Origin of the sequence: Sphingobacterium thalpophilum (assembly GCF_901482695.1) — a bacterium.
Lineage (GTDB): Bacteria > Bacteroidota > Bacteroidia > Sphingobacteriales > Sphingobacteriaceae > Sphingobacterium > Sphingobacterium thalpophilum.
Genome location: NZ_LR590484.1, coordinates 5,354,305 through 5,380,455 on the forward strand (window position 1 = coordinate 5,354,305; position 26,151 = coordinate 5,380,455).

The 26,151-nt window shown below is 43.2% G+C and carries 21 protein-coding genes and 1 tRNA gene; 14 read left to right on the forward strand and 8 right to left on the reverse strand.

Translation table 11 applies throughout. From position 1 onward, the window contains the following. Positions 1-9: 9 nt before the first annotated feature. Positions 10-1,626, reverse strand: a complete 1,617-nt coding sequence (gene pckA, locus FGL37_RS22700; RefSeq protein WP_028068232.1) for a phosphoenolpyruvate carboxykinase (ATP) — start codon at positions 1,624-1,626, stop codon at positions 10-12. Positions 1,627-1,871: 245 nt separating this feature from the next. Between pckA and FGL37_RS22705 the strand changes: the two genes are divergently transcribed. Then, entirely contained in the window at positions 1,872-2,708 is an 837-nt protein-coding gene (locus tag FGL37_RS22705) for an MBL fold metallo-hydrolase (protein WP_028068233.1), read from the forward strand. Between the two features lie 83 nt (positions 2,709-2,791). On the opposite strand, the gene FGL37_RS22710 is transcribed toward FGL37_RS22705, so the two are convergent. From FGL37_RS22710 to rpe, 4 genes are all read right to left on the reverse strand, one after another. Then, on the reverse strand, positions 2,792-3,664 hold the full coding sequence (locus FGL37_RS22710) for a hypothetical protein (protein ID WP_028068234.1): 873 nt from the start codon (positions 3,662-3,664) through the stop codon (positions 2,792-2,794). Between the two features lie 172 nt (positions 3,665-3,836). Then, on the reverse strand, positions 3,837-6,107 hold the full coding sequence (locus tag FGL37_RS22715) for an aconitate hydratase (RefSeq protein ID WP_028068235.1): 2,271 nt from the start codon (positions 6,105-6,107) through the stop codon (positions 3,837-3,839). 53 nt (positions 6,108-6,160) lie between these two features. After that, positions 6,161-8,923: a bifunctional aconitate hydratase 2/2-methylisocitrate dehydratase gene (locus tag FGL37_RS22720; protein ID WP_028068236.1), complete on the reverse strand. Its 2,763-nt coding sequence runs from the start codon at positions 8,921-8,923 to the stop codon at positions 6,161-6,163. 360 nt (positions 8,924-9,283) lie between these two features. Next, positions 9,284-9,964: a ribulose-phosphate 3-epimerase gene (rpe, locus tag FGL37_RS22725; RefSeq protein WP_028068237.1), complete on the reverse strand. Its 681-nt coding sequence runs from the start codon at positions 9,962-9,964 to the stop codon at positions 9,284-9,286. Between the two features lie 153 nt (positions 9,965-10,117). Between rpe and FGL37_RS22730 the strand changes: the two genes are divergently transcribed. Both FGL37_RS22730 and FGL37_RS22735 read left to right on the forward strand, forming a co-directional pair. After that, positions 10,118-12,235: an HD family phosphohydrolase gene (locus FGL37_RS22730; protein WP_028068238.1), complete on the forward strand. Its 2,118-nt coding sequence runs from the start codon at positions 10,118-10,120 to the stop codon at positions 12,233-12,235. 127 nt (positions 12,236-12,362) lie between these two features. Beyond that, positions 12,363-12,452 (forward strand) — tRNA-Ser (locus FGL37_RS22735). Between the two features lie 180 nt (positions 12,453-12,632). Here FGL37_RS22735 and FGL37_RS22740 read toward each other — a convergent pair. Then, on the reverse strand, positions 12,633-13,187 hold the full coding sequence (locus FGL37_RS22740) for a dihydrofolate reductase family protein (protein ID WP_028068239.1): 555 nt from the start codon (positions 13,185-13,187) through the stop codon (positions 12,633-12,635). A 237-nt stretch (positions 13,188-13,424) separates the two neighbouring features. Between FGL37_RS22740 and FGL37_RS22745 the strand changes: the two genes are divergently transcribed. The 8 genes from FGL37_RS22745 to FGL37_RS22780 all read left to right on the forward strand — a co-directional run bounded on the left by FGL37_RS22745 (position 13,425) and on the right by FGL37_RS22780 (position 21,821). Continuing rightward, complete coding sequence (locus FGL37_RS22745; RefSeq protein ID WP_028068240.1) at positions 13,425-14,285, forward strand: SH3 domain-containing protein; 861 nt, start codon at positions 13,425-13,427, stop codon at positions 14,283-14,285. 46 nt (positions 14,286-14,331) lie between these two features. Then, the gene (locus FGL37_RS22750) at positions 14,332-16,695 is read left to right on the forward strand and encodes a hypothetical protein (protein WP_028068241.1); all 2,364 of its coding nucleotides are present in this window, start codon (positions 14,332-14,334) and stop codon (positions 16,693-16,695) included. Between the two features lie 222 nt (positions 16,696-16,917). Further along, the gene (locus tag FGL37_RS22755; protein WP_028068242.1) at positions 16,918-17,850 is read left to right on the forward strand and encodes a TIGR01777 family oxidoreductase; all 933 of its coding nucleotides are present in this window, start codon (positions 16,918-16,920) and stop codon (positions 17,848-17,850) included. A gap of 56 nt (positions 17,851-17,906) precedes the next feature. Beyond that, on the forward strand, positions 17,907-18,767 hold the full coding sequence (locus tag FGL37_RS22760) for a fumarylacetoacetate hydrolase family protein (RefSeq protein WP_028068243.1): 861 nt from the start codon (positions 17,907-17,909) through the stop codon (positions 18,765-18,767). Between the two features lie 166 nt (positions 18,768-18,933). Beyond that, a complete protein-coding gene (locus FGL37_RS22765; RefSeq protein ID WP_028068244.1) occupies positions 18,934-19,953 on the forward strand; it encodes a methionine ABC transporter ATP-binding protein in 1,020 nt (339 codons plus the stop codon). Then, positions 19,946-20,599 (forward strand): methionine ABC transporter permease MetI, encoded by a 654-nt coding sequence (gene metI, locus FGL37_RS22770; RefSeq protein WP_028068245.1) that lies wholly within the window; start codon positions 19,946-19,948, stop codon positions 20,597-20,599. The genes FGL37_RS22765 and metI overlap by 8 nt, the downstream gene beginning before the upstream one ends. A 15-nt stretch (positions 20,600-20,614) precedes the next feature. Next, complete coding sequence (gene metQ / locus FGL37_RS22775) at positions 20,615-21,427, forward strand: methionine ABC transporter substrate-binding lipoprotein MetQ (protein WP_028068246.1); 813 nt, start codon at positions 20,615-20,617, stop codon at positions 21,425-21,427. Positions 21,428-21,440: 13 nt separating this feature from the next. Continuing rightward, positions 21,441-21,821 carry a YchJ family protein gene (locus FGL37_RS22780; protein ID WP_051606543.1) on the forward strand — a complete coding sequence of 127 codons (381 nt, stop codon included), beginning with the start codon at positions 21,441-21,443 and terminating at the stop codon, positions 21,819-21,821. Positions 21,822-21,912: 91 nt separating this feature from the next. Here the strand turns inward: FGL37_RS22780 and FGL37_RS22785 are convergent, their stop codons facing one another. Together FGL37_RS22785 and FGL37_RS22790 are read right to left on the reverse strand one after the other, a co-directional pair. Beyond that, positions 21,913-23,349, reverse strand: a complete 1,437-nt coding sequence (locus FGL37_RS22785; protein WP_028068248.1) for a dicarboxylate/amino acid:cation symporter — start codon at positions 23,347-23,349, stop codon at positions 21,913-21,915. A gap of 280 nt (positions 23,350-23,629) precedes the next feature. After that, positions 23,630-23,980 (reverse strand): 4Fe-4S dicluster domain-containing protein, encoded by a 351-nt coding sequence (locus FGL37_RS22790; protein WP_028068249.1) that lies wholly within the window; start codon positions 23,978-23,980, stop codon positions 23,630-23,632. Positions 23,981-24,137: 157 nt separating this feature from the next. Here FGL37_RS22790 and FGL37_RS22795 point away from each other — a divergent pair, with 157 nt between their 5' ends. From FGL37_RS22795 to FGL37_RS22805, 3 genes are read left to right on the forward strand one after another with little or no spacing between them, the layout of a single operon-like run. Further along, a complete protein-coding gene (locus FGL37_RS22795; RefSeq protein WP_028068250.1) occupies positions 24,138-25,151 on the forward strand; it encodes an acyl-CoA reductase in 1,014 nt (337 codons plus the stop codon). Positions 25,152-25,207: 56 nt separating this feature from the next. Then, positions 25,208-25,420 carry a hypothetical protein gene (locus tag FGL37_RS22800; protein WP_028068251.1) on the forward strand — a complete coding sequence of 71 codons (213 nt, stop codon included), beginning with the start codon at positions 25,208-25,210 and terminating at the stop codon, positions 25,418-25,420. Continuing rightward, the gene (locus tag FGL37_RS22805; protein ID WP_028068252.1) at positions 25,417-26,097 is read left to right on the forward strand and encodes a cell division ATP-binding protein FtsE; all 681 of its coding nucleotides are present in this window, start codon (positions 25,417-25,419) and stop codon (positions 26,095-26,097) included. Before FGL37_RS22800 ends, FGL37_RS22805 begins: the two co-directional genes overlap by 4 nt. The last annotated feature ends 54 nt before the right edge of the window (positions 26,098-26,151 follow it).

A 26,151-nucleotide genomic window follows, 5' to 3' on the forward strand; every position in this document is an offset into this window, starting at 1 on the left:
CAATAATTGTTATGCAAGGACCGAGTTGGCTATCCGTGGACCTGCGGCTATCACCGAAGCTGGCATGTCAGGACCAAATTTTTCGAAGTTATTGATAAAGAGCTTTGCCAGACGTGTGGCTTGCGTATCATAAGCTTCATTGTTGTTCCATAGTCCTCTCGCATCCAGAATTTGCTCGGGGACATACGCTCCGCAGCTGGTTGGATAGTCCAGACCAAATATTTCGTGCTTACTAAATTGTGATTCCAGCAGGGATCCGTCCATTGCCGCACGAATCAATGCCCGCGTATAATTCAGTTTAATACGTCTTCCTATGCCGTAAGGCCCTGCAATCCAGCCGGTATTAACCAACCAGACTTTAATCGTTGGGTGCTGTTCCAATTTCGCGCGTAATAAAGACGCATATCGAGAAGGGTGCAGTGGCAGAAAAGCCTGCCCGAAACAAGTAGAAAAAGCCGCCGTGGGTTCCTTCACTCCTACTTCTGTTCCAGCGACCTTCGCTGTATAGCCGCTCACAAAATGGTATACAGCCTGATCAACGTTTAATAGCGATATAGGCGGTAGTACTCCGAAAGCATCCGCTGTTAGAAAGAAGATATGTTCCGGCACATTTCCTATACCTGCGATCTCCGCATTTTCCATATAATCTATTGGATAAGACACCCGTGTGTTCTCCGTCTTGCTGATGTCATCGTAATCAGGTCGGTCAAGTTGATCCAGAACAACATTCTCAAGCAAGGATCCAAACCGGATGGCATGATAAATCTCAGGTTCCTTTTCTTCGGTGAGACCGACACATTTGGCATAACAGCCACCTTCAAAATTAAAAATACCACGGTCACTCCAGCCGTGCTCATCATCGCCGATCAGCTTTCTATTTTTGTCGGCCGAAAGCGTCGTCTTGCCGGTACCCGAAAGACCAAAAAACAAAGCTGTCTTACCATCTTTGGAAGTATTGGCTGAACAGTGCATCGCCAATACATTATGCTGAAAAGGAAGAATAAAATTCAATATAGAAAAGATGCTTTTCTTGATCTCACCGGTATAACCTGTACCGGCAATTAATACGATTTTCTTCGTGAAATCAATAGCAACAAAATTTTCATTGTGGATACCGTATTTTTGAGGATTGTTGATAAGCAATGCTGGGGCGGCCAATATAGACCATTCTGGCTGGCGCGTACTATCGCCATCCTGTCTTAAAAATAAATTGTTGGCAAATATACTCTGGTAAGCCGTTTCAGTAATAACCCTGATGGAAAGCTGATACAACGGATCTGCCCCTGCTGCACAGTCTCTGACATAAATTGTACGTTGGCTGAGATGGTTAGCAACTATGGAAAATAATGCTTCAAAATTGGCAGGCGTCATCGGCTGATTTATTTCTCCCCACCAAACTGTATCCTTGGTTAAAGAATCTTCCACCAAAAAGCGATCCTTGGGCGATCTTCCCGTAAATTTTCCGGTGTCAGCAGCGAGCGCTCCAGAATCAGACAATTGCCCCTCGCGATTTGCCAGCGCATGTTCGACCAGTTCTGAAACAGGCAATTGATAAAATACATTTCCTGTATGATCAATTTTCAAATATTTCAAATCAGGCGCGTTTCCAATGTTACCCTTTTTCATATTTTTTGTTTGTTTTAAAATGTGCCCAAATTTAAAGGCAAATTTCGCTAAAAACAAAACTTAAAAACCTTAAAATCAGCCTTATTGTAAAAAAAACACAGAATCAATAAACTCATTTACAATAGTTTATACAAATAAAAAAAAATGAAATTTTTAGCACATATTTTTAGCAAGGTCACGGTCTAATCCGCTCGGATATTTTATATTTTTCGTAAATTGTTCCAAGCTTTACAAATATTAATAAGATGAAATTACATGCGATCGAAACGGGATTCTTCAAGCTGGATGGTGGCGCCATGTTTGGAGTGGTACCTAAAAGTATCTGGAATAAAACAAATCCAGCGGATTCCAACAATATGTGTACATGGGGCAATAGGCTCCTGCTCATTGAAGAGAGCAATAGACTGATGCTGGTCGATACAGGCCTTGGCGACAAACAAAATGAGAAGTTCTTCAGCCACTACTATCTACATGGCGACGCGACCTTGGATAAATCACTCAAAAGTCTGGGTTATGACCGCAATGATATCACCGACGTCTTCCTGACGCACCTACATTTCGACCATTGTGGCGGAGCCATCATACGCGATGGAGAGCGGCTGTCACCCGCTTTCAAAAATGCGGATTTCTGGAGCAATAGTGACCATTGGGCATGGGCCACGAATCCTAACCCAAGAGAAAAAGCATCATTCCTGAAAGAGAATATACTACCGATTCAGGAAAGTGGCCGGTTGAAATTTGTCGAGAATGTAACGGACCCATTCGGAGAAAACATCTCCATCCGATACGCACATGGTCATACTGAGGCCATGATGTTGCCACAAATAAAATATAAAGGGAAAACGGTTCTGTACATGGCCGACCTACTGCCCTCGGTCGGTCATATTCCCATACCATACGTCATGGGATATGATATCAGGCCGCTGGTCACGATGGAGGAACGAAATAGCTACTGGAATGAAATCGTCGACAACGAATATGTTTTATTTTTTGAACATGACCCTGTTCATGAATGCTGTACCCTGCAGCATACGGAGAAAGGAATCCGCGTCAAAGATATTTTCAAACTCAACGATATTTAACCAGTTGGGGCATCTATCGCCCATCAAATGGTCAGACAATAAAAAAGCAGGCTGTTTTACTATCAACCTGCTTTTTTTATGGTCTAGAACCGGAAACCTAAGGCCCAATAGTTCTCGAAAAACCAGATTTGCTGCGAAGCCTTATCCACGCCTCTTCTACCTGTCGTACGGATATTATACAAATCGGTCCAACCAGTTTTAAAATTCCCCTGTAAATAGAGTCCCTTATAAAAACGGTAGTGTAACCCGACTTTGGCCGAAGCACCATATCCGGCAATATTCCAAAAATGGTTACCGCCTTCCCCAAAGAGATGAACGTCTGAACGGGGGATCAACAGGCCAAGATCCACTCCGGATTCCATAGTTAGTACCTGTTTACCTTTACGGTTAACAATGATATCATCATAACGTTCCAAACCCACGGAAGCAAAATTGTAGCCATCAGTATGCTCAAAAGTCAGCATAGCTGAATCAACAGTAATAAGTTCACCATTGTACTGCCCGGCTCTATTTCCGGTAGGGATGCCAGGGTTGGAGATCTCCTCGCCTATATAACCGCTAATCTTAACTTGTTGTGGGATATCCACTACATATTTCATGTGATCCCAGCCGAGGGAGATGGAATAATTATCTTTGATATAATATCCAAAATGCAAGTTAAATTGTGGAATTGTCAAACGCCCGGGATCAAAATACGTCTCACCAAATTTAGTAGGACGATCGGCGGCTTTTACATCATGGAGCGTAAAGTCGTAGTTAGGGCCTCTAAAATGAATGTCCGATTTCGCATAGGACGAGAAATTGTAGCCCCAGAAGAAGAAAAACTTCCCCTTATTGCTTTCAGTTCTTAAATTTTTTGGTTTAAAAATGCTTTTTCCGATTGTGGGAACTTCTTGTGCAAATAGTGCGGAAACACTCAGTACGAGTGCTCCGATTGTTAAAAATATTTTGTTCATGTCGCTGCTAAAAACGTTGGGCAAAAGTAATCCCATTCTAATTTAGAAGCAAATAAAATACGGCGAAATTGGCAAAATATGACGAAGATCACAGAATTCTTTCCCCCGCAAAAATAAATAAAAAAGGCTGCCTTCCTAAGGGAGGCAGCCGGTTATCATTTTAGCTGGATTTTTATTGTCCCGCCTGATTTTTACGGATAATATTCAATGCGCCTCCCGCTTTAAACCATTCGATCTGTTGTGCATTATAGGTATGATTTACCAAGATCTGTTCTTGTGTTCCATCTGAGTGATGTAAGACAAGTGTAAGTGGCTGGCCTGGGGCGAATGCAGTAAGCCCCACAATATCGATGGTATCGTCCTCCTGGATCTTATTATAGTCATCCTTGTCGACAAAAGTCAATGCCAACATTCCCTGCTTTTTGAGATTCGTCTCATGAATACGTGCAAAAGACTTCACCAAAACTGCACGTACTCCTAAATGGCGAGGCTCCATAGCCGCATGTTCGCGGGAAGAACCTTCACCGTAGTTTTCGTCTCCAACAACTATGGAGCCAATTCCACGTGCCTTATAATCCCGCTGCGTAGCCGGCACCGGTCCATATTCGCCTGTCAGCTGATTTTTCACGCTGTCTGTTTTCTCATTGAAGAAATTCACAGCACCGATCAACATATTATTTGAAATATTGTCGAGATGGCCACGGTATTTCAGCCATGGGCCGGCCATCGAAATATGGTCGGTGGTGCATTTGCCTTTGGCCTTGATCAATAGTTTGAGCCCTTTTAAGTCTGTACCTTCCCAAGCTGCAAATGGTTCAAGCAATTGTAGGCGGTCCGAAGTAGGTGATACATCGACCACGACGTTGCTACCGTCTGCCGCCGGAGCCTGATAGCCCGGATCGTCCACAGCAAAGCCTCTCGTTGGCAGCTCATCACCTGTAGGAGGATCCAACTTTACCTGCTCTCCCCTGCTATTGGTCAACGTATCCGTTACGGGGTTGAAACCCAAGTCGCCAGAGATAGCAATCGCCGCAACTAGTTCAGGCGACGCCACAAATGCATACGTATTTGGGTTACCATCAGCACGTTTGGCAAAGTTTCGGTTAAAGGAATGAACAATCGTGTTTTTCTCCTGTTTCTCGGCACCGACACGATCCCACATACCGATACATGGCCCGCAGGCATTTGTAAATATGGTTGCATTAAGATCCTCAAATGTCTTTAATAATCCGTCACGATCAGCTGTAAAACGAACCTGCTCGGAGCCCGGATTGATACCAAATTCAGCTTTGGTAATCAGACCTTTGTCAACTGCCTGCCGTGCAATGGACGCCGCACGTGAAAGATCCTCGTACGAAGAGTTGGTACATGAACCGATCAGTCCCCACTCCACTTTTAAAGGCCAGCCATTTTTTGTAGCTTCTTCACGCATGCGTGAAACAGGTGTATATAAATCTGGTGTAAACGGGCCGTTTAATGAAGGCTCGAGTTCAGATAGATTGATCTCAATCAACTGATCGAAATAATGCTCTGGGTTGGCATAAACCTCCGCATCAGCCGTTAAGTGCTGTTTGATCGCATTCGCGGCGTCTGCGACCTCGGCACGGCCAGTGGCGCGTAAATACCGTTCCATAGACTCATCGTATCCGAATGTGGATGTAGTCGCTCCGATTTCAGCCCCCATATTACAGATCGTTCCTTTTCCGGTACAGGATAAGGATTCCGCTCCCTCGCCAAAATATTCAACGATCGCACCTGTCCCACCTTTTACAGTCAGGATACCCGCGACTTTCAGAATGACATCTTTTGGAGCTGCCCATCCACTCAGTTTACCGGTCAACTTAACACCAATCAATTTTGGAAATTTCAGTTCCCATGGCAGACCAGCCATCACATCACAGGCATCAGCTCCCCCAACACCAATAGCAACCATCCCCAAACCACCAGCATTGACAGTATGCGAATCCGTACCGATCATCATTCCCCCCGGAAACGCATAGTTTTCCAGAACTACCTGATGGATAATACCTGCGCCCGGCTTCCAGAAACCAATACCATACTTATTGGATACCGAACTCAAAAAGTTAAACACTTCTGAACTCTCGTTTTTGGCACGAGCTAGATCTTTATCTGCTCCCTCCCTGGCCTGAATCAGGTGATCGCAGTGAACAGTGGAAGGAACAGCGACTTTTGGACGCCCCGCCTGCATGAATTGTAGCAAAGCCATCTGCGCCGTAGCATCTTGCATCGCTACACGGTCAGGAGCAAAATCAACGTAAGAAACCCCACGTTTGTATTCTTCGGTCGCAAGACCATCCCAAAGGTGCGCATATAAAATTTTCTCGGATAAAGTCAAAGGTTTATTCACCACCTGACGAGCCGCAGCTATGCGTTCATCATAACGGCTATAGACCTTTTTTATCATGTCTATATCAAATGCCATATCTCTCTAATTTATGTTGTTTAATCAAGTTACTAAATTCTCTATCCTTATTTCTACTTTGTCGGAATAGGGGCAAACTTCGTTAGGTTAATGCCTTCCACAGCCGCTTTATATTCGTCAATATTAGGAATTCTACCTAAGATAGCGGAGAGAACAACAACCGGAGTCGAAGCCAGTAAAGACTCACCCTTCTTGCCCTCACGATCTTCTACAACACGGCCCTGAAACAGACGGGTCGAAGTAGCCATTACGGTATCGCCTTTGGCAGCTTTCTCCTGGTTGCCCATACAAAGGTTACAACCGGGACGCTCTAAGTACATAATATTTTCATACTCCGTGCGGGCAGTACTCTTCGGCAATGCATCACTAAACTCAAATCCGGAATATTTTTGCAAAAATTCCCAATCTCCCTCTTCCTTCAGCTCGTCAATAATATTGTAAGTCGGAGCAGCAACAACCAATGGCGCTTCGAACTTAACATAACCTTTCTGTTGTTCGATGTTTTTGAGCATTTTTGAAACGATCTTCAAATCATCTTTGTGCACCATACAAGATCCCACAAAACCTAGATCTACCTTTTTGTTGCCACCATAGTACGAAAGATCTCTTATCGTATCGTGTGTATAACGTTTGGATACATCCTCGTTGTTGACATCAGGGTCCGCAATCATCGGCTCCTCAATGATATCCAGATCGATGACAACCTCTGCATAGTATTTCGCATTATCATCTGGTTTTAATGCTGGTTTTACACCCGATTTAATCTCTTCGATACGCCTATTTGCTTTTTCGATCAAACCATGAAGGACATTGTTACTGTTTTCCATTCCTTTGTCAATCATGATCTGGATACGTTTCTTGGCAATTTCCAATGATTCGATCAACGTATCGTCCTGCGAGATACAAATGGAGGCTTTTGCCTTCATCTCCGCAGTCCAGTCTGTAAAGGTAAACGCCTGATCGGCAAGTAATGTACCGATATGAACTTCAATGATACGCCCCTGAAATACATTTTCACCGCCAAACTGTTGCAACATCTGCGCCTGGGTCGCATGTACGACATCACGGAAATCCATATGCTGCTTCATGCTGCCTTTGAAAGTCACCTTTACCGATTCGGGAATAGGCATAGAAGCCTCACCTGTCGCCAAAGCCAGAGCAACAGTGCCGGAGTCAGCTCCGAACGCCACACCTTTCGACATACGTGTATGGGAATCCCCGCCAATAATGATGGCCCATTCATCCACAGTGATATCGTTCAATACCTTGTGGATTACGTCAGTCATCGAATGATATACGCCTTTCGGATCGCGTGCGGTGATCAATCCAAAATCATTCATAAACTTCATGAGTTTGGGAATATTCGCCTGCGCTTTCTTATCCCATACCGACGCGGTGTGACAGCCAGACTGGTAAGCACCGTCAACAGTAGGCGCGATCACCGTAGCTGCCATGGCTTCAAGCTCCTGAGCAGTCATTAACCCAGTAGTATCCTGTGAACCAACGATATTTACTTTCACACGCACATCAGAACCTGCATGCAATACTTTTCCCGGTGCCACGCCAACAGCATTTTTGTTGAATATCTTCTCGACTGCAGTCAACCCCTGGCCCGCTATCGTAATCTCCTTAGATGGAGCAAATACAACAGGCGCTTGAATACCTAAAGTCGCTGCCGCAAAGGTCTGAATTTTCTTACCGAATACAATAGCATAAGAACCACCGGCTCGAATGAATTCCATCTTTTGAGGTGTCAGTGCTTTTGAAATGTCAATGAGCTCCCTATCTCCATGGTATAATTTTTTTGTCTTCGTATTGATAGTCAACAAGGTACCTGTCGCCACGGAGTACACCTCTTCCAAAACCGGCTCACCTTTTTCATTGCGGACAACATTTCCATCTTCATCAACTTTTTTGACCCAGTTTTTAAGATCAATACCGATACCACCGGTGACGTCTACTGTCGTCAGGAAAATCGGAGAAATACCGTTTGTACCACCTACAATGGGAGCAATATTCACAAATGGCACGTATGGACTCGCTTGCTTACCTGTCCATAGAGCGACATTGTTCACCCCCGACATCCGCGATGATCCCACTCCCATAGTTCCTTTTTCGGCGATCAGCATCACACTTCTGTCCGGATACTGAGTCTGCAACGCGCGAATCTCCTGCTGAGCCTCCGGTGTGATCATACATTTCCCGTGCAATTCACGGTCAGAACGCGAGTGCGCCTGATTTCCCGGAGATAATAAATCTGTTGAAATATCCCCCTCGCCCGCAATGAACGTAACCACCTGAATCTCCTCTGCCACTTCGGGAAGCTTTGTAAAGAATTCAGCTCTGGCATAACTTTCTAAAATATCTTTAGCCACTGCGTTACCTTGTTCAAAAGCCGCTTTTAAACGAGCTGTATCAGCATCATATAAGAAAACTTGTGTTTTAAGAACTTCTGCAGCCTGTGTTGCTATCCCTACATCTGTACCTAAAGCAAGATCCAGCAACACACGAATAGAAGGGCCACCCTTCATGTGAGACAGTAATTCAAAAGCAAACTCAGGTGTAATTTCGGCAACAACCGATTGCCCCAAAATAATTTCCTTCAAAAATTCTGCTTTAACACCCGCCGCAGGAGTTGTTCCCGGCAATGTGTTGTAAATAAACAATCTTAAAGATTCCTCTCTATTTTCATTGTTTAAATCTTTAATCTGAGCAATTACTTCACTTAGTAATTCTGCTCCGTCAATTGGCTTGGGATGTAATCCCTGGCCAGCTCGTTCTACAACCTCTTGTACGTAATCGTTGTAAATACTCATAGATATCTGTCTTTCTATTTTAAGGGCAGCCTGGAAAATAGCATCGCTATCCTCCCACTGCGTTGTCTGTGAAAATTTAAGCTAATATAGGATAATAGCGCAATCACCTGAATCTTTCATTAGCTCTTTATAGCTCGTTTACTCCGTCAATTTATTTACCGTAAATCAACTATTAGGACTAAACACAAAAATAGTGAAAATCAAATTTTAAACGCACGCATTCCATTCTTTTCAAGCAATTTGGAATGGTTCTAAACAAACACTTGCGCATTCCTGCCATATTTTTTTCAACGCCGTTTTGTCCTAATCCATCCATAAAAAAAAGAGGCGGTTCATTCAATTAAAACCACCTCTTCATTTTTATATGCTATGAACACTTATATCGATATCTTTCAACGATTTTATTGTCTCCAACGGGTCTGCTTCATTAAAAACAAAAGATCCCGCAACCAGTACATTCGCGCCGGCCTTCAGTAACTGTGCAGCATTGCCGGTCGTAACCCCACCGTCAATTTCAATCAACAGTGCATCGTTTACCCCTTTAGCCATCGCTTTCAGCTCCTGAACCTTCGCGTACGTATTAGGTATAAACTTCTGTCCACCAAATCCAGGATTAACTGACATTAGACACACTAAGTCCAGGTCCGCTATCACATCTTTCAAAAGTGCAACGGACGTATGCGGATTTAATGCCACGCCTGCTTTGCAGCCCAATTCTTTGATCGCAGCCAATGTGCGATGTAAATGTGTACAGGCCTCATAATGAACAGTAATGATCTCTGCTCCCGAATCCTTACATACCTGAAGATATCTATCTGGGTCAACAATCATTAAATGTACATCTAACGGTTTTTTTGCATGTTTGGCTATGGCTTGCATCACCGGAAAACCAAAGGAAATATTGGGCACAAAAACGCCGTCCATAATATCGATATGAAACCAATCCGCTTCACTATTGTTTACCATGGTAATATCATGCAGTAAATTTGCAAAGTCTGCGGCAAGAACGGAAGGTGCAATTAGATGTGATTTTGTTGACATGTTGTATTTTTTCTGCAAAGATAGCAAGTATTTTTTGTTCGACACAGCATTCCGCCGGTTAAACTTTCGTGCAAAGACGAAGTAACAGAGGTCACAAAAAATAAATTTATAACTACATTTGTATATTAACTTTACATAAAAACATTGTTTGCAGTGGGTAGATTAAAAATAAAGTACAAAAGAGAACTAAATACAACCGAGAACCTCATCCGAAAAATTGGACTGATAGTCATTACGATCATATTGATTTGTATTTTTCTTCCCAAACAACCGCGTTTTCGTTATGAATTCCAAAAGGGAAAAGTTTGGAACCACGAGAACCTGATATCTCCTTATAATTTTGCAATCTTAAAAACACAGGAGGAACTGAATGCCGACAAAAAAAGTATTTTAAATACAATCCAGCCGATCTATAACGCCAATACCACAACTAGCAAAGAGCAGATCGACCAGTTCAATACGGACCTTTCAGAGAAATGGCAAAGTAGTAAGCTTGATACCACACATGAGAATATCAATGATTACAGAAGTGCGGGTAACGCTATATTGAATCACCTTTATGGAAAAGGCATCCTCTCACTGAATAACCGTTTTCAGAACCGCAACAACGACAGATCGCCAGCGTCGAGACATTACAATTTCACCCTTATTCAGGATAAGGTGGCTACGCAAAAAAACACAGCCGATTGCTACACGATCGAAAGCTCTTATGCCTACATGAAAGATTTAATGCCAAAGCTAACCAAGATTAAACAAAAAGCCTGGCTAGAAGAGACACTTAAAAACTACATTACCATTAACTATATATATAATGATCAGCAAACGGAAGCCCTCGAACAAAATGCCATTGCCAGTATTTCGGCTACACGTGGTGTTGTCCAAAAGGGCGAATTAATCGCGGAGAAAGACAAAATCATCTCCAATGAAACGTATCAAAAACTGGAATCTTTGCGTAAAGTATACGAAGATGAAGGCAAAATAAGTGGCAATCAAAGCTATGTTGCCCTCGGTCAGTTTCTCATTATCTCGCTTGCCCTCTCCATATTGATGGTATTTCTTTTCCTTTTCCGTAAAGACATTTATTTCAACAACCGGCTATTGATGATCATTATGATCGTCATTATAGGGATGCTATCCGTGCTCTCGTGGGCAATAAAAATCAAAATCCCTAATTTATATTATATTCCGTTTTGTGCTGTACCGATTATTATCCGCATTTTATTTGATACCAGGGTAGCGCTCAACATCCACCTGCTTATGGTCCTTCTGGCAGGTCTATTCGTCCCCAATAGCTTCGAGTTCGTTTTCTTGCAGTTCATGGCGGGGATCGTAGCTATCTACAGTATCAAGACCCTGGTCAAACGAGAGCAGCTATTTATTTCTTCTGCAATTATTTTAGGCACCTACTGGATTGCGTATATAGGTCTGGTGGTCACCCGCAATGGTTCGATAGATACCATTTACTGGTCTGATCTGCTTCCGTTTCTGGTTAGCGTAATGATAACTCTCCTGGCTTATCCGATGATTTATGCGTTCGAGAAACTGTTTGGCATTGTATCTGATTTAACGTTAATGGAGCTGACCAACAGCAATTCCAAATTGTTAAGGGAACTTTCTTTTAAAGCACCGGGCACCTTTCAGCATTCGTTGCAGGTGGCCAATCTTGCAGAAGCTGCGATCTATAAAATTGGTGGCAATCCATTACTGGTACGCGCAGGAGCACTTTACCACGATATCGGTAAACTAACTAATCCGCAGTTCTTTATTGAAAATCAAAAAACAGAAAAAAATCCACACGACGAACTGTCCCCAGAACAGAGTGCTCAGATTATTATTTCTCATGTGATCAAAGGCGTGGATATTGCTAAGAAACATCAACTTCCTGACGTCATCCTTGATTTTATCCGCACTCACCATGGTACAACACGCGTCGATTATTTTTATAACCTTTTTGTCAAAAACAACCCTGACAAACTGGTTGACGAGTCACTCTTTACTTATCCAGGACCTATCCCCTTCTCCAAAGAGACTGCCGTTCTGATGATGGCCGATTCGGTAGAAGCCGCCTCCAGGGCATTGAAAGAACCCTCAGAAGACTCCATCAATAACCTCGTTGATAAAATCATCGAACATAAATTAATGCGCGGACAGTTCAACAATAGTAACATTACACTGAAAGATATTACAGAATCCGCCGTTATTTTCAAGTCAATGCTGAAAAGTATCTATCACGTGCGTGTCGATTATGATTTAAGTAAAAAAACATTATAATTTTAATCGCCAAACAACAAATTGAATTTCAAACCCTTATTGTGACATTACATTTTTTTTGATACTTTTTTGCAATACAGGCTTTGCAGAATCAAATAATTGCCTTATGTTTGCAATGTCAAAACACGGAGAGGTGCCTGAGAGGCCGAAAGGAACAGTTTGCTAAACTGTCGTACTGGAAACGGTACCGCGGGTTCGAATCCCGCTCTCTCCGCCACGACAACAACGCTATCCCATCTTACAAGGGATAGCGTTTTTTTTTGTCCCAATAGTTATTTGTTCCCATAGTTAAAGACCTCATGGTACGGGGAAGCAAATTTCACCTGGTCAATTGAATATTTTGACAGCGACATAGGTAAAGAATTATACCCTTTTCAACAACGGCGTTGGTCTGTATTTAGTCAGTCGCTGCCGTCTTATAGTATAGAATAACCGCTCCCCCACTAAAGGTCTTCACTCCCGTTAATTTAAGAATAATCCTATTGCTTATATTTTCAAATAACGACAGACCTCTTCCGGCGACGACAGGGTAGACACATAACTGATATTCGTCAATCAGTTGAAGATTCATTAATTGTACAATGAGACTCCGGCTGCCGACAATAATATCTCTACCGGGTTGCTGTTTTAATTTTTGAATCTCCTTGCCCAACTCTCCAACTGCTAACGTCGCACTCTTCCAGGCGATATCTTTCAGACTGTGTGAAAAGACAATCTTGGGTATTTTATCAATTGCGCGCGCAAAGTCATCCATCGATTTTTCACCCGAAGGATTTCTGACATAGGGTAACCAATATTCCATAAGATGAAAGGTTATCCTACCGTACAAAATAGCATCCGCCTGATTAAGCAGATCCGTATAGTGGCTATGTATTTCCTGGTCGGGAATACCTGCTGTATGATCACAAATCCCATCAAGTGTCATATTGAATGCTGCAATTATTTTTCTCATATCAGTACGACGGTTTTATTGCTCATTAAATTTAACACCTTAAATTTGCCTGGAACTTTACATAGGACAAGAATTAATATAATTTACCCGACAGCACAGTAGCGGCATCCAGCGCGTATTCAAAAATAGACTTCACGGCAAAATTGTATCATGCAGCATTGTCTATAGAAAATACCTGAAACCAGTGATTCGCGTTAACAGAAATTCGTCTATTTTTGCAGAAAAGCTCAACAGCATATGAAAGCAGTTAGGTATACCGCAATCCTTGTGAGCGCGCTTCCCGTAGTATTAAAAGCGCAGAACGTAACTTTTGACGATGAGGTTAACCTTTGGAATATACAGCTCGGTCAACAGGCTACTGTCTTTGCCGAGAATGCTTACATACGATCCGGTCCCAGTCTCACATCAGCAGTTACGGATTCCCTGCGGGCAGGTACGGAGGTGACTATTGTAAGTGCTCCACACAAAGGCGCAAATATCCGTCATTTTTATGCACCCTGGTACGAAATAACATACATAAATGACCACCAAAAAAAACATGGCTTCATCTGGCTGGGGCTACTGGCGCTCGACAAACAGACGGATAGCCAGGGGTTTCAATATCTATTTGGCTTTGACCACTTTGTACAGACCAAAGCAATAGAGGAACAGGACCATTTTTTAACATCTATTAAACGGCTGGCCCCAGATAGAAGTTTGGTATCGAGCTACTCGTATCGCTTTCCATTTGCCGGCCAGCTTATCGCACAAGGCAAATTGTTATCTGGCATGGGACTCGAAAATGTCCAACACATCTTCCGCATGGAATTCTTGTCGGAAGCCTGTGGCGTACCCAGCGACTATTATTATGTTGCCTGGACGGGTCAGCATTTTATCTGCCTTCCGCACAGGTACTCAGTGGGCGATGCCGGTGTATTTTACCACGATGAAAAAATTCAGTTCCCCTCCGAACATAGAAAGAACAAAAACATCATTTATAAGTACATTGAGGACGGCGAGGTGCTAGACGAAGAAACCGGAAACTATAAGGTATCCAGAAGACTGGAGGCATTTAAATGGGACGGCTACAAGTTCACAAAGACACCCTTATCAGAATAAAAGCCGCAGCCTAAAATAATAAAGTGAAAAAAATTAAAATCAAGGAATGGAAGAGAGAAATATATACGACCTGTTCTACAACGGACAACTCGATCTTTTTATTATAGAAGGTGAAAATCAGCTAAAACAGGACAGTCGGGATGCTGCCCTATGGACACACTTAGCCATAGCCTATCATGATCAGGTATTCTATGACGGCCACGAAGCGGTATTCGATATCATCGAGGAAAAGATGATCCCCTATTTCCGAAAAGCGCTGGCGATAGAACCGGACAACGAGACTGCTTTGTACCATATGCTGGATTATGTCTTGAGCAACCAGACGGTATTGGAGCAGATCAACCGCCCCAAAAAGCATATCGACGAGGCCAACAAGCAGGAGTTTATTGCTTATGCACGGCAATTAATCAGCATGCCTGCCATGACTCCCTACGGTTACGGTTTTCTGACCAGCATATACGAGGGGCTCAGGGACGAGGAGTCGCTCTTGGCCGTCTTGGATGAAAGCATTAATTATTTTCAAGAAGCTTTTAAAGGTGAGCGTGAGACCGCAGATCATAACATTTCCATTTCCTGGATGAAGAAAATCTATCTTTTGGATCACAACAAAAAGCTTTCTGGAGACGCGTTGACCAAATTGATCGCAGAGCAGGTTGACCGATTTGTGAGCCGAAGTGAAATGAACTTTGTCGATCTTGCTGAAATTGCCTACGAAAATAACAACATAGATCTTGCTCTGAAGATATTGCTAAAACTGATTAAAGGAGAGAATTCCGCTGCTCACATCCATCAAGAGCTTGTCAAATGGCACAGCCGTTTTGAGCAGCTAATTGCTGATGGCTATGACAATCCGGATGTATTCTACTATCAGCTGATTATTGAACGTAACTATTCTGAAGAAATCGGCATTCCGTTCGACTATTATTATTTACACGCGTTAAAGGTAATTGACCAGCACCCAAATGTATCCTCAGGCTATCATTTCGCGGCGGCATATTTGTATGATGACGGCCAGTATGCTGCAGCCATTCCTTACCTTCAGCAATGTGGCGACAGGCGTTGGAACGCAACAGCATGGCGACGTCTTGTTGAATGTACTTTTTTGTCTACTGGCGAAATTCACGACAGTATCCCACATTTCGATGATCTGCCACGCGAACTCTATAACGAGGCTGTCTGCCTGACCGATTTTGTGGATAATCTGGATGCCTTACAACCGGAGGATGAGCTGGATTTGCGACAACTTTGTGTAGCAATGTACCGCCAAACATATGACGCCTTCGCCCTGTATTTCGAAGAGGGAAAATATCAAAGTGACTATTTCGGCGGCCTGCACAATCGTGCAATGAATTGCAACAACCTAGCGCTCGCACTAAAAAATGTTGGCAGCCTTGAAGAAAGTTACCGTATAGCGACTGAAGGTTTGTCCTATTCGGACTTCCAGGAACTCCACATGACACGTGCCGGCGTCTTGTCACAACTTGGAGATTATGACCGGTTAAAGGAAGCTACTCTACAGTACTTTGATATTTACTCAGTACATCTGGAAGAACTTTCAGTAACACAAGAGGATGAGGAAGAGTCCATGGAAGATGGAGAGCCCACATTTCCTCTGCCCTACCTGATGTTTGTACACGGTCTTATCGCAGATTATCACCTCGGACAATCACAGGATATCGCACAACAAGCGCAATATCTTCTGGAAAATCTCTACCAGTTCTACTGCAACAACCCGAAAATAAATGATTATCATTACCGCGATTACGAAGCTTCCAAAAATCAGGTGGAAAATATTATCTATCAAATCCTCGAATCGGACGACAGGGAATCCCGCATCCATTACTATGAGGGTATGGCAAAAAGATATCCGCATGAAGCGCAACCCTATTTTGTACTGATGCAACTGCACAATGAAAAATCGGATTACAAATCCGTTATTGCAGCCGGAACAGACTACCTCAAAAACAAAAGACAGTTCATCATTAATGATTTCGATAAGGCGAAAACGCTATACCTTATACTTAAAAGCCACTACTGCCTGGGCGAATTTAAGCTGGGGGCGCAACTATTCAGCCAATACGATAGCTGGATAGCCACGGTCATGGAGCCTAATGATTATGTGCTTTGGATAAAGTTCGGTATCCTGCTGAACGCAGAAGTGGGAAACCTACAGGAATTTCATAAGTACGTCGCACTATTTAACAATTTATATACGGAGTATAACTGGAGTTACGACGACGATTCGGAATCGGTCAAACTTGCTGAAGCACTGGCCCATTATAAAAATGGGGACCTGAAAAAAGCGCATCATTTACTCAATGAGGTGCTTGCCTACGCAGACCACTCCCCTCTAGCCGATGAATATAAAAACACATGGAAGAAACCCGGTTTTCTGTCCAACTTATTCTGAGAATCTTCAAAGGAAACTGGCGTTTGACCAAAAACGCTATACGACACGTATTAAGACACACTAAAAAATGACTGGCTTCCGGGATACAGCAAAGAAACCGGGAGCCAGTTACAATAAAAGATGACTCGATTGACAAACCTAAAAAATAAAAGCTCGTTTATGAAACCAAAGTAGTATATTAGAACTGCCTTCAGGACGTGAATACAACAGAAGATCAAATTCATGGAAAAAGTAATCATCACCGGTGGAACAGGTGCTATTGGCCTTCATTTGACCCAATTGTTGGTCACAAACTTCTATGAGGTCATTATTTTTACACGAAATCCAAAAGCCTATTCGCCTCAGTCTAATATCCGTTATGTACATTGGGATCCCCGACAACAGATTATCGATACCAATTCGGTTCAGGAGGCGGATTATATAATTAACCTTGCCGGAGCCAATCTGAATGCATCACGATGGACCAAAACTTATCAGCAGGAGATTATTTCGAGCCGGGTAGAAAGCGGGCAGCTCATCGCGCAGGCATTAAAACAGATTCCTAATCAGGTAAAGGCTGTGATATCTGCCTCCGCCATTGGTTGGTATGGTGCTGATGACAGTTATCAGAGAAAACCCTTTGAAGAGGGTGATCCGCAGGGAGGCGACTTTCTATCCTGGGTGTGCAATCTTTGGGAAGGGAGTATTAAACCCATTGAAGCTCTAGACAAAAGGCTTGTTATTTTACGTTTTGGAGTCGTTATCAGTAAAGAACAAGGGCTACTCAAAGAAATGAACAGGCTGCTACAATTCCGTATCAATCCGATCCTCGGTTCGGGAAAGCAAATGCTGAGCTGGATCCATATGGAAGACCTCGCCCGCATGATGCTATTTTCGCTGCAGCAGAGCGCAATGGCTGGTGTATATAATGCCTGTGCTTCAGAGCCACTGCCGTTGCGGGAATTTACTAGACGTATAGCACGTCATAAATACGGTTTGTTTTACCTGCCCCTACCCGTCCCATCCCTGCTGATCAAATTACTATTGGGAAAAAAAGGACAGGAAATGGTACTCAACAGCACCTGGGTAAGCAACAGAAAAATACTGAACGAAAAATTTCCTTTTAAATACCCCGTATTGGACAATAATTGTTTAGACAATTTACACATTGGTTAACTGTAAAGAAGGTACCATCCCCTCCATTCTGGACAAAATCCGTATATTTGCGGCTTATGAAGATTTTTAGATATGGCGCAAAGGGCTCCGAAAAAGCGGGAGTCATTTTAAACGAAAAGAAATATGATGTTTCAGCAGGAAACTTTCAATATAACCGTGATTTCTTTGCTAATCCGGCAAGTCTGGAACGGCTCCAGCGGTATGTAAACGACAATAGTACAACACTGAAAGAGATTTCTCCAGATGAACGTATCGGCACACCGTTGGAAACACCTTCCAAAATTCTGTGTGTAGGCCTCAATTTTGATGATCATGTAAAAGAAACCAACTTGCAGCAGGCTGCCGAACCCATTGTGTTTATGAAATCGGTGTCTGCCTTCAATGGCCCCTTTGACGGCATCACTTTACCAAAAAATTCGGTAAAATCAGATTGGGAAACCGAACTTGCTATCGTGATTGGCAAGAAAGCCTCGTATGTCAGCGAAGACAAGGCCCTTGACCACGTATTTGGTTACGTACTGCACAACGATGTGACGGAACGTGAATTCCAGATCGAAAGAGGTGGCACCTGGGATAAAGGAAAAGGCTGTGACACATTTGCTCCCGTGGGGCCTTTCATCGCTACAAAAGATGAGATTACAGACGTGAACAATCTGAGGATATGGCTTAAGCTGAATGGCGAAATCATGCAGGATGGCAACACCAAAGATTTTATCTACCGCGTTCCCAAACTGGTATCCTATTTAAGTCAGTTTATGTCTTTGCTTCCCGGTGATATCATCTCTACAGGCTCTCCGGCTGGCTCCGGTATGGGCAAATCACCGCAGCGGTTTCTCCGCGACGGCGATGTTATCGAGTATGGTATCGAAGGTTTAGGGTCTGGTCGCCAGAAAGTTGTGGCTTACCCCCAATCCTGACAGCTATAGGACGGTCTTGCAATCTTTCAGAACTTAGCGTCAGTTCTGAAAGATCGCCCGAAGTACTGTTTTTCGTCATTTCATTTTATTTTATCAAGTACATTTATGTACATTTATAGCAGCATCCGCTATCATCAGATAAACTAAGTAAATCCCTGAAGGGTCAATGATTCAACTAAACAACATATCCAAATCATTCAAAGTAAAATCCAAACGGATCGAAGCGTTAAAGGAGCTGTCCTTGTCAATCGGCAAAGGTGAGATATTTGGCGTCATAGGGGCTTCAGGCGCCGGAAAAAGTACGCTGATCCGATGTGTAAATCTTCTGGAGCGACCCGACACAGGCCAGGTAATAATTGAGAATGAAGACCTGATGTCCATGTCATCCAGTGACTTGATGATGAAACGCCGAAAAATCGGAATGATTTTCCAGCACTTTAACCTGCTCTCATCGCGAACCGTTTTTGACAACATCGCGTTTCCCCTGCAACTTGAGGGAAAACCTAAGGCCATTATCCGCCAAAAGGTTTCTGAATTATTACGTTTGGTAGGACTCGAAGATAAGGCAGAGAGCTATCCCGCAAATTTATCAGGCGGGCAAAAGCAACGTGTTGCTATCGCCAGGGCCTTAGCCAATGATCCCGCTATCCTTCTCTGTGATGAGGCAACCAGCGCGCTTGACCCCGCAACAACAAAATCCATCCTTGCGCTGTTAAAAAAAATCAACAAACAATTTGGTCTTACCATTTTGTTGATCACCCATGAAATGGAGGTCATTAAAAACATCTGTGACAGGGTAGCGGTACTCGACAGGGGCCAATTGATTGAAAGTGGTACCGTTGAAACTATTTTCGCAAATCCGCAGAAAAAAATCACACAGGATTTCATCCATTCTTCTTTACAGGTGGATATACCTTTAAATTTCCAGGAACGGTTAAAATCCGAGGGAAATCCTCTCGTCGAAATCTATGTAACGTCTAACGACGAATCCATTGCTTTTATCCGGCACCTCGAACAACACTTTCAGGTCAGGACAAATATTATCACGGCACAGATAGATTATGTCGGCAACATGAAGTTCGGCGTTATGCTGGTCGAACTCTCGGGCCATGGCGACGGTATCGGCAAAAGTCTTTCTTATTTAATCGATAAACATCCACAAACTAAAGTATTGGGTTATGTCTGACCAGGTATTTGATTTACTCCTTGCAGGAACCTGCGAAACATTATTAATGACGTTCCTATCCGGATTTTTTGGCTTTCTGATCGGGCTTCCGCTCGGGATATACCTATTTTTAACCCGTGAACATCAGTTGCTGGAAAACAAAAGCATGCATCAGATTGTTTCGCTCATAGTCAACGTGTTTCGGTCTATTCCATTCATTATCCTTATTGTATGGATGATTCCGTTTACGCGTCAGATTGTAGGAACATCAATAGGTATGTCAGCAGCATTGGTCCCTTTGAGTATTGGCGCAGCCCCTTTCATTGCGAGATTAGTAGAAAACAGTCTACTGGAAATTCCAGGTGGCCTCATCGAAGCCGCCAGAGCTATGGGAGCAAGCAGCAGACAAGTCATAGTTAAGGTATTGCTTCCGGAAGCACTACCCTCATTGATAAACAATGCCACCATAACCCTGATCACGCTGGTAGGCTATTCAGCAATGGGGGGCGCGGTAGGCGCCGGAGGATTGGGACAGATCGGCTATCAATATGGGTATGTGGGATACGACACCTTTATTATGAACGCTGTCCTTATTTTATTAATTTTAATTGTATTCCTGTTACAGTATACAGGTGATTATATAGCAAAAAAAGTAAACCATCGTTAACATTAAATGTGTCATATGAAAAAATTGAACTTAGCATTTGCAGTCTTAGCCTTTAGTCTGATCACTATAGTAGCTTGCAATAACCGGGAGAAGAAGGAAAATACCCTGCGAGTTGGTGTTGTAACAGGACCCGAAAAGGAACTTGCGGAAACAGCTAAGAAAGTCGCAAAAGAAAAGTTCAATCTTAATGTGGAACTTGTATCATTCAATGATTACGTTGTCCCAAACGAAGCACTAAATCAAGGAGATATCGACGTCAATGTCTTTCAGCATCAGCCTTATTTACAGGAGCAATCACGGCAGCGCGGATTTACCAAGCTGACAATCGTGGGCAATACATTTGTTTTTCCTATCGTAGCTTATTCAAAAAAAATCAGGACAATCACGGAGCTTCAGCCGGGAGCAACAGTAGCGATTCCCAATGACCCGACCAATGGGGGGCGGGCGCTATTGCTGCTGCAGCGGGAAGGAATTATTGGACTAAAGGAAAATGTGGGTATACAGCCTAAAGTAACAGATATTGTCACTAATCCCAAACAGATCAAAATTATTGAAATGGAAGCACCGCAGCTTCCAAGAGTACTCGACGATCCGCAAGTCACAATTGCCATCATTAACAATAGTTTTGCCGCTCAGGCAGGACTGGATCCCGACAAAGTGGGCTTATTTACGGAAGACAAAGAATCCCCTTATGTCAATTTAATTGTCGCACGTTCTGACAACAAAAACGATGAGAAAGTTCAGCAATTTATTCAGGCGTACCAGTCTCCCGAAGTTGAGGCCACAGCGAAAAAAGTGTTTAAGAACGGTGCCATCAAAGGCTGGTAAAAAGGCTCGATTCATGATAAAAGCAAACGATGCATGCCCCTGCTGCTCTGGCAGTGCATTTAGTGAATGCTGTCAGCTGATACATCTTTCCCCAGCCAAAGCGCAGACGGCCGAAGCTCTCATGCGCGCACGCTACAGTGCTTTTGCGACTGCGGACATAGACTTCCTATACAACACATATCACCCTACCACGAAGAGATTTCAAAATAAAAATTCCATTCGACAGTGGGCCATGGAAAACAAGTGGATGCAGCTGGTTATTCTTAAATCAACTATTCACACCGTTGAATTTGAAGCACACTACCTAGACGCAAATATGGAGGTACAGGTGCACCATGAAAAATCAACATTCAAGAAACAGGGAGAATTATGGTATTATGTTGACGGGCACTAGTGCTTGTGACAAATAAAAAGTCGGGCTTAACTTTGTGATGTTAGGCCCGACTTTTTTTATGGAGCTCGGTCTTATGGCAGACAGTGTAAGATTACAACAGCTCTTCCGTAGATTCACGGTAAGGTGCCTCCTCATCAAACTCCCCTTCCCATTTGGCGACCACCACTGTGGCGAGGCAATTCCCAATGACGTTCACAGAAGTCCGCGCCATATCCATTAACTCGTCTATTCCCAGGATAGCAGCAATGACAAAGGTCGGCAGACCAAATTGATCTGCAGTAGCAATCAGAATAATCAGCGAAGCGCGTGGTACAGCAGCCACGCCTTTGGACGTGATCATCAGCGTGAATGCGATCATCAGCTGATGACCAAAAGATAAGTGGATTCCCGCTGCCTGAGCAACAAAAATTGCCGCTAAAGACAAATAAAGGGATGTGCCGTCAAGGTTGAAACTGTATCCGGTCGGGATAACAAAAGAAACGATTTTACGAGGTACACCAAATTTCTCCATCGCGCTCATGGCTTTAGGCAATGCTGCATCTGAGCTCGTCGTAGCAAAAGCTATGGATACCGGTTCCTTAATCGCATTGATAAAGCGCCTGACCGGTACTTTGAGATAAAGTGCGACCGGTAATAGCACCAACGTCAGAAAACAGATTAGCGCAAAATACAGGGTTGCCAGCAACATGAACAAGTTTTTTAAAATATCTACCCCTAGGTGACCGACGGTATAGGCCATTGCTGCCCCGACCCCGATTGGAGCAAAATACATGATGATGTTGGTAAACTTGAACATGGTTTCGGACATACTTTCCGTAAAGTCAACAAGCGGTTTGCGTTTTTTTTCGTCCACCATCGCCAATCCTATTCCAAAAAGTACGGAAAAGACAACGATCTGCAGTACCTGATTGTCGGCCACAGATTTTACGATATTCTCGGGAAAGAGGTCTCTGATAAATGAGGTAAATTTATACACCGGATGAACGTGGTCGGGCAGGGATTTTAGCACATGTTCATCGAGGCTCTCTTTAGGCGCAGGCAATTCTTCATGTGGCATATGGGCCACATCCACCCCCACTCCGGCGCGGGTCAGGTTGATCGCTGCCAGACCAATAAAAATGGCACAGGTCGTCGCGCAGAAAAAGTACAACATAGACTTCCAGGCCATGCGGCCTACCTGTTTAAGATCTGAATGTCCTGCAATTCCGTACACGAGCGTCGCAAAAAGAATGGGACCGACTATGGTCTTTACCAACTTTATAAAACCTTTACTTAATGGTTGCAGTGAAATCGCAAGATTTGGAAAATCCAGCCCCACAAATATCCCCATAATCATGCAGGTCAGGATCCAGGTAGTTAGATTTTTCTTATACAGCGCATTCACCACCAAAACGGCGGCCACTATCCAACGAACAGCCATTAGAAACGTGTGTGAAAAGCCTACAATATCAAATTCATATAATACTGCAATGATACAAGCTAATGTGACTGTGATGAGGGTAATCAACCCTATTTTGGTTTTTAACATCTAAAAGATTTTAATGGTCAAAAGAACAAAAATAAAAAAATCCTGTGCTTTCGCAAATATTATTATTCTAAAGGCCCTAGTTCCGCAACAAAATACCGATTTCGTAAAATGAAATACAACGCAAGCAAGCTCTTCAACAGGACGGACATTGCCTCCGCAACGCGGCGGGCAACAGGAATACAGGCGAGAGAAGTGCCAGTCGCTCCGGCGAAATGAAAATAAAGCAAAAAAAAAGCAGGATAAACTTATCCTGCTCTATATCTTAACGGAATACGCGTTTTTATTCCGCGTGCAACCAAGCCTTTTTCGCCAATAACTCATCGTTCGACTCGCGTACATCCTCGTCATCCACACAACAGTCAACCGGACAAACTGCGGCGCACTGCGGCTCGTCATGGAAGCCCACACACTCTGTACATTTATCTGAAACAATATAATAGACTTCATTTGAGATCGCCTCCTGTGGTTCGTTGGCATCAAGCGTAACACCGTCGCCAAAATCGATAATTCCGTTCAGAGCCGTCCCATCCGAAAATTTCCAAGTTACACCAGCATCGTATATTGCATTATTTGGGCACTCCGGTTCGCAAGCACCGCAGTTAATGCATTCGTCTGTAATTTTAATCGCCATTTATAACCTCACAATTATGATAAATAAACTATTTTTGCATTATCAATATGAAAACAAAGTCTGATTTTACAATAAGGCTAGTTGATTCACGTTGATTAATGTTAACAGCACAAATATAATACAAATTTGTGTATTCATCTTTTAAAAATTTAATATTTTGACAAAGCAACAACGAATAAATGCATTTGTAAAACTCGGCCAGCTACTGCAAAACTACCCCCAGGATCTTGTACAGGTGATTGAACAGGCACAGTATAAAAATCCATGGTATACGGTTGGCTACGTCAAAAAGGCTATACAAGCCATTGCCGCCAACTTAACTAATGAAAAATTACAGCACTGGCTATCCGATTATCCCGATATGCAGTCCGAAAAAACAGTAGGTCTCATTCTGGCCGGAAATATTCCGCTAGTCGGATTTCATGATATTCTCTGCGTATTGATCAGCGGCTTCAAAGCGAAAATAAAAGTTTCCTCAGACGACGCAGGCTTAACGACTTGTGTGCTCGCTTTGCTGGCAGACATTGAGCCAGAGGTACGCGCGCGATTCGAGATCGTGGACAAACTTAAAGATTTTGATCTGGTCATTGCCACCGGCTCTGATAATACCTCAAGGTATTTTGACTATTATTTCGGTTCCAAACCACATATTATTCGCCGCAATAGGAACAGCATCGGAGTGATTACTGGTCAGGAAACACCTGAACAATTACGTGATCTGGGGCACGATATTTTTGATTACTTTGGCCTAGGTTGTCGCTCCGTATCTAAAATTTTCATCCCAAAAGATTATGCTGTATCCCAGCTATTTGAAGGGATAGCTGATTTTAAAACGATCAGCGAACATTTTAAGTACAACAATAATTACGATTATAACAAATCTATTTATCTGATCAACGGCGACAAACACTATGACAATGGATTTTTATTGCTAAAGGAAGACACGCGTACAGCATCGCCCCTCGCCGTGCTATATTACGAGGAATACAACAGCCTATCTGAACTCGAAAACGAATTAAATACGCAGCAACAGGCGATCCAATGTGTGGTCTCGGCAATCCCACTGTCCCTTGAGTCGCCTGTCTTCGGCTTCGGCGAAAGCCAGTGCCCCGCCCTAAGCGACTACGCGGATGGCGTAAATACGCTGGATTTTCTTTTTGAAAATCAGTAAACAGTCTCTTAAAATCGGATTCAAGAAATTGCATTAAAAATACTAACTTTGAAATCATGTATATCATAAAAGTAAAAGGCGTAGCCAAAATCCCTGACTATGTGCAGCTGCGGGACGATGCATTCACCTTGCTAGCATATTTCAGAGTGGACCGGCCAGACAAATCTCTCGATAAAATCGGATTGGGGGAAAAGGCTGAATATATCATGCAGCTGGTCAGAGAAATGCCTTTTGGGCAGATTAAAAAATTAGAATTGGAGCTCTCATGATTGAAAATAAAGTAATTACATTAAAGAACGTCGACATCTTCCAACAGAAGCACCTCGTATTATCCAATGTAAATTTAAGCATTGGCAAAGGTGAATTTATCTACTTAATCGGACAGTCCGGCAGCGGAAAAAGTAGTTTATTGAAAATCATTTACGGCGATCTATATATCGGTAGCGGCGAAGGAATGGTCGCTGGCTTCGACTTAAAAAAACTCCACGAAAATGACGTCCCCTTCCTACGTCGGAAATTAGGAATTGTATTTCAGGACTTCCATTTACTATCGGATAGAACGATAGAAAAAAATCTTGAATTTGCGCTCAAGGCGACCGGATGGAAAGATAAGAAGATGATCGACGGACGGATATTGGATGTGCTGGAAAAAGTCGGACTTCGTTCCAAGTTAAAGAAGATGCCACACGAACTTTCTGGTGGGGAGCAGCAGCGGATCGTTATTGCGCGTGCCTTATTGAACAATCCGGAAATTATTCTGGCCGATGAACCTACAGGTAATCTCGATCCAGCCACTTCCGAGGAGATTGTACTGCTGCTGCGGGACATCGCCAATTCAGGAACAGCCATTCTGATGGCCACACACGATTACACAATAATTCGCAATATGCCATCCCGTATTATCAAGACTGGCGATGGAGTACTACAGGATAATGTCAGCATCTAAACGAAAAACTGACAGGACTTAGCAGTAAGCCCCTGGATTCCGACAAATTGTTAG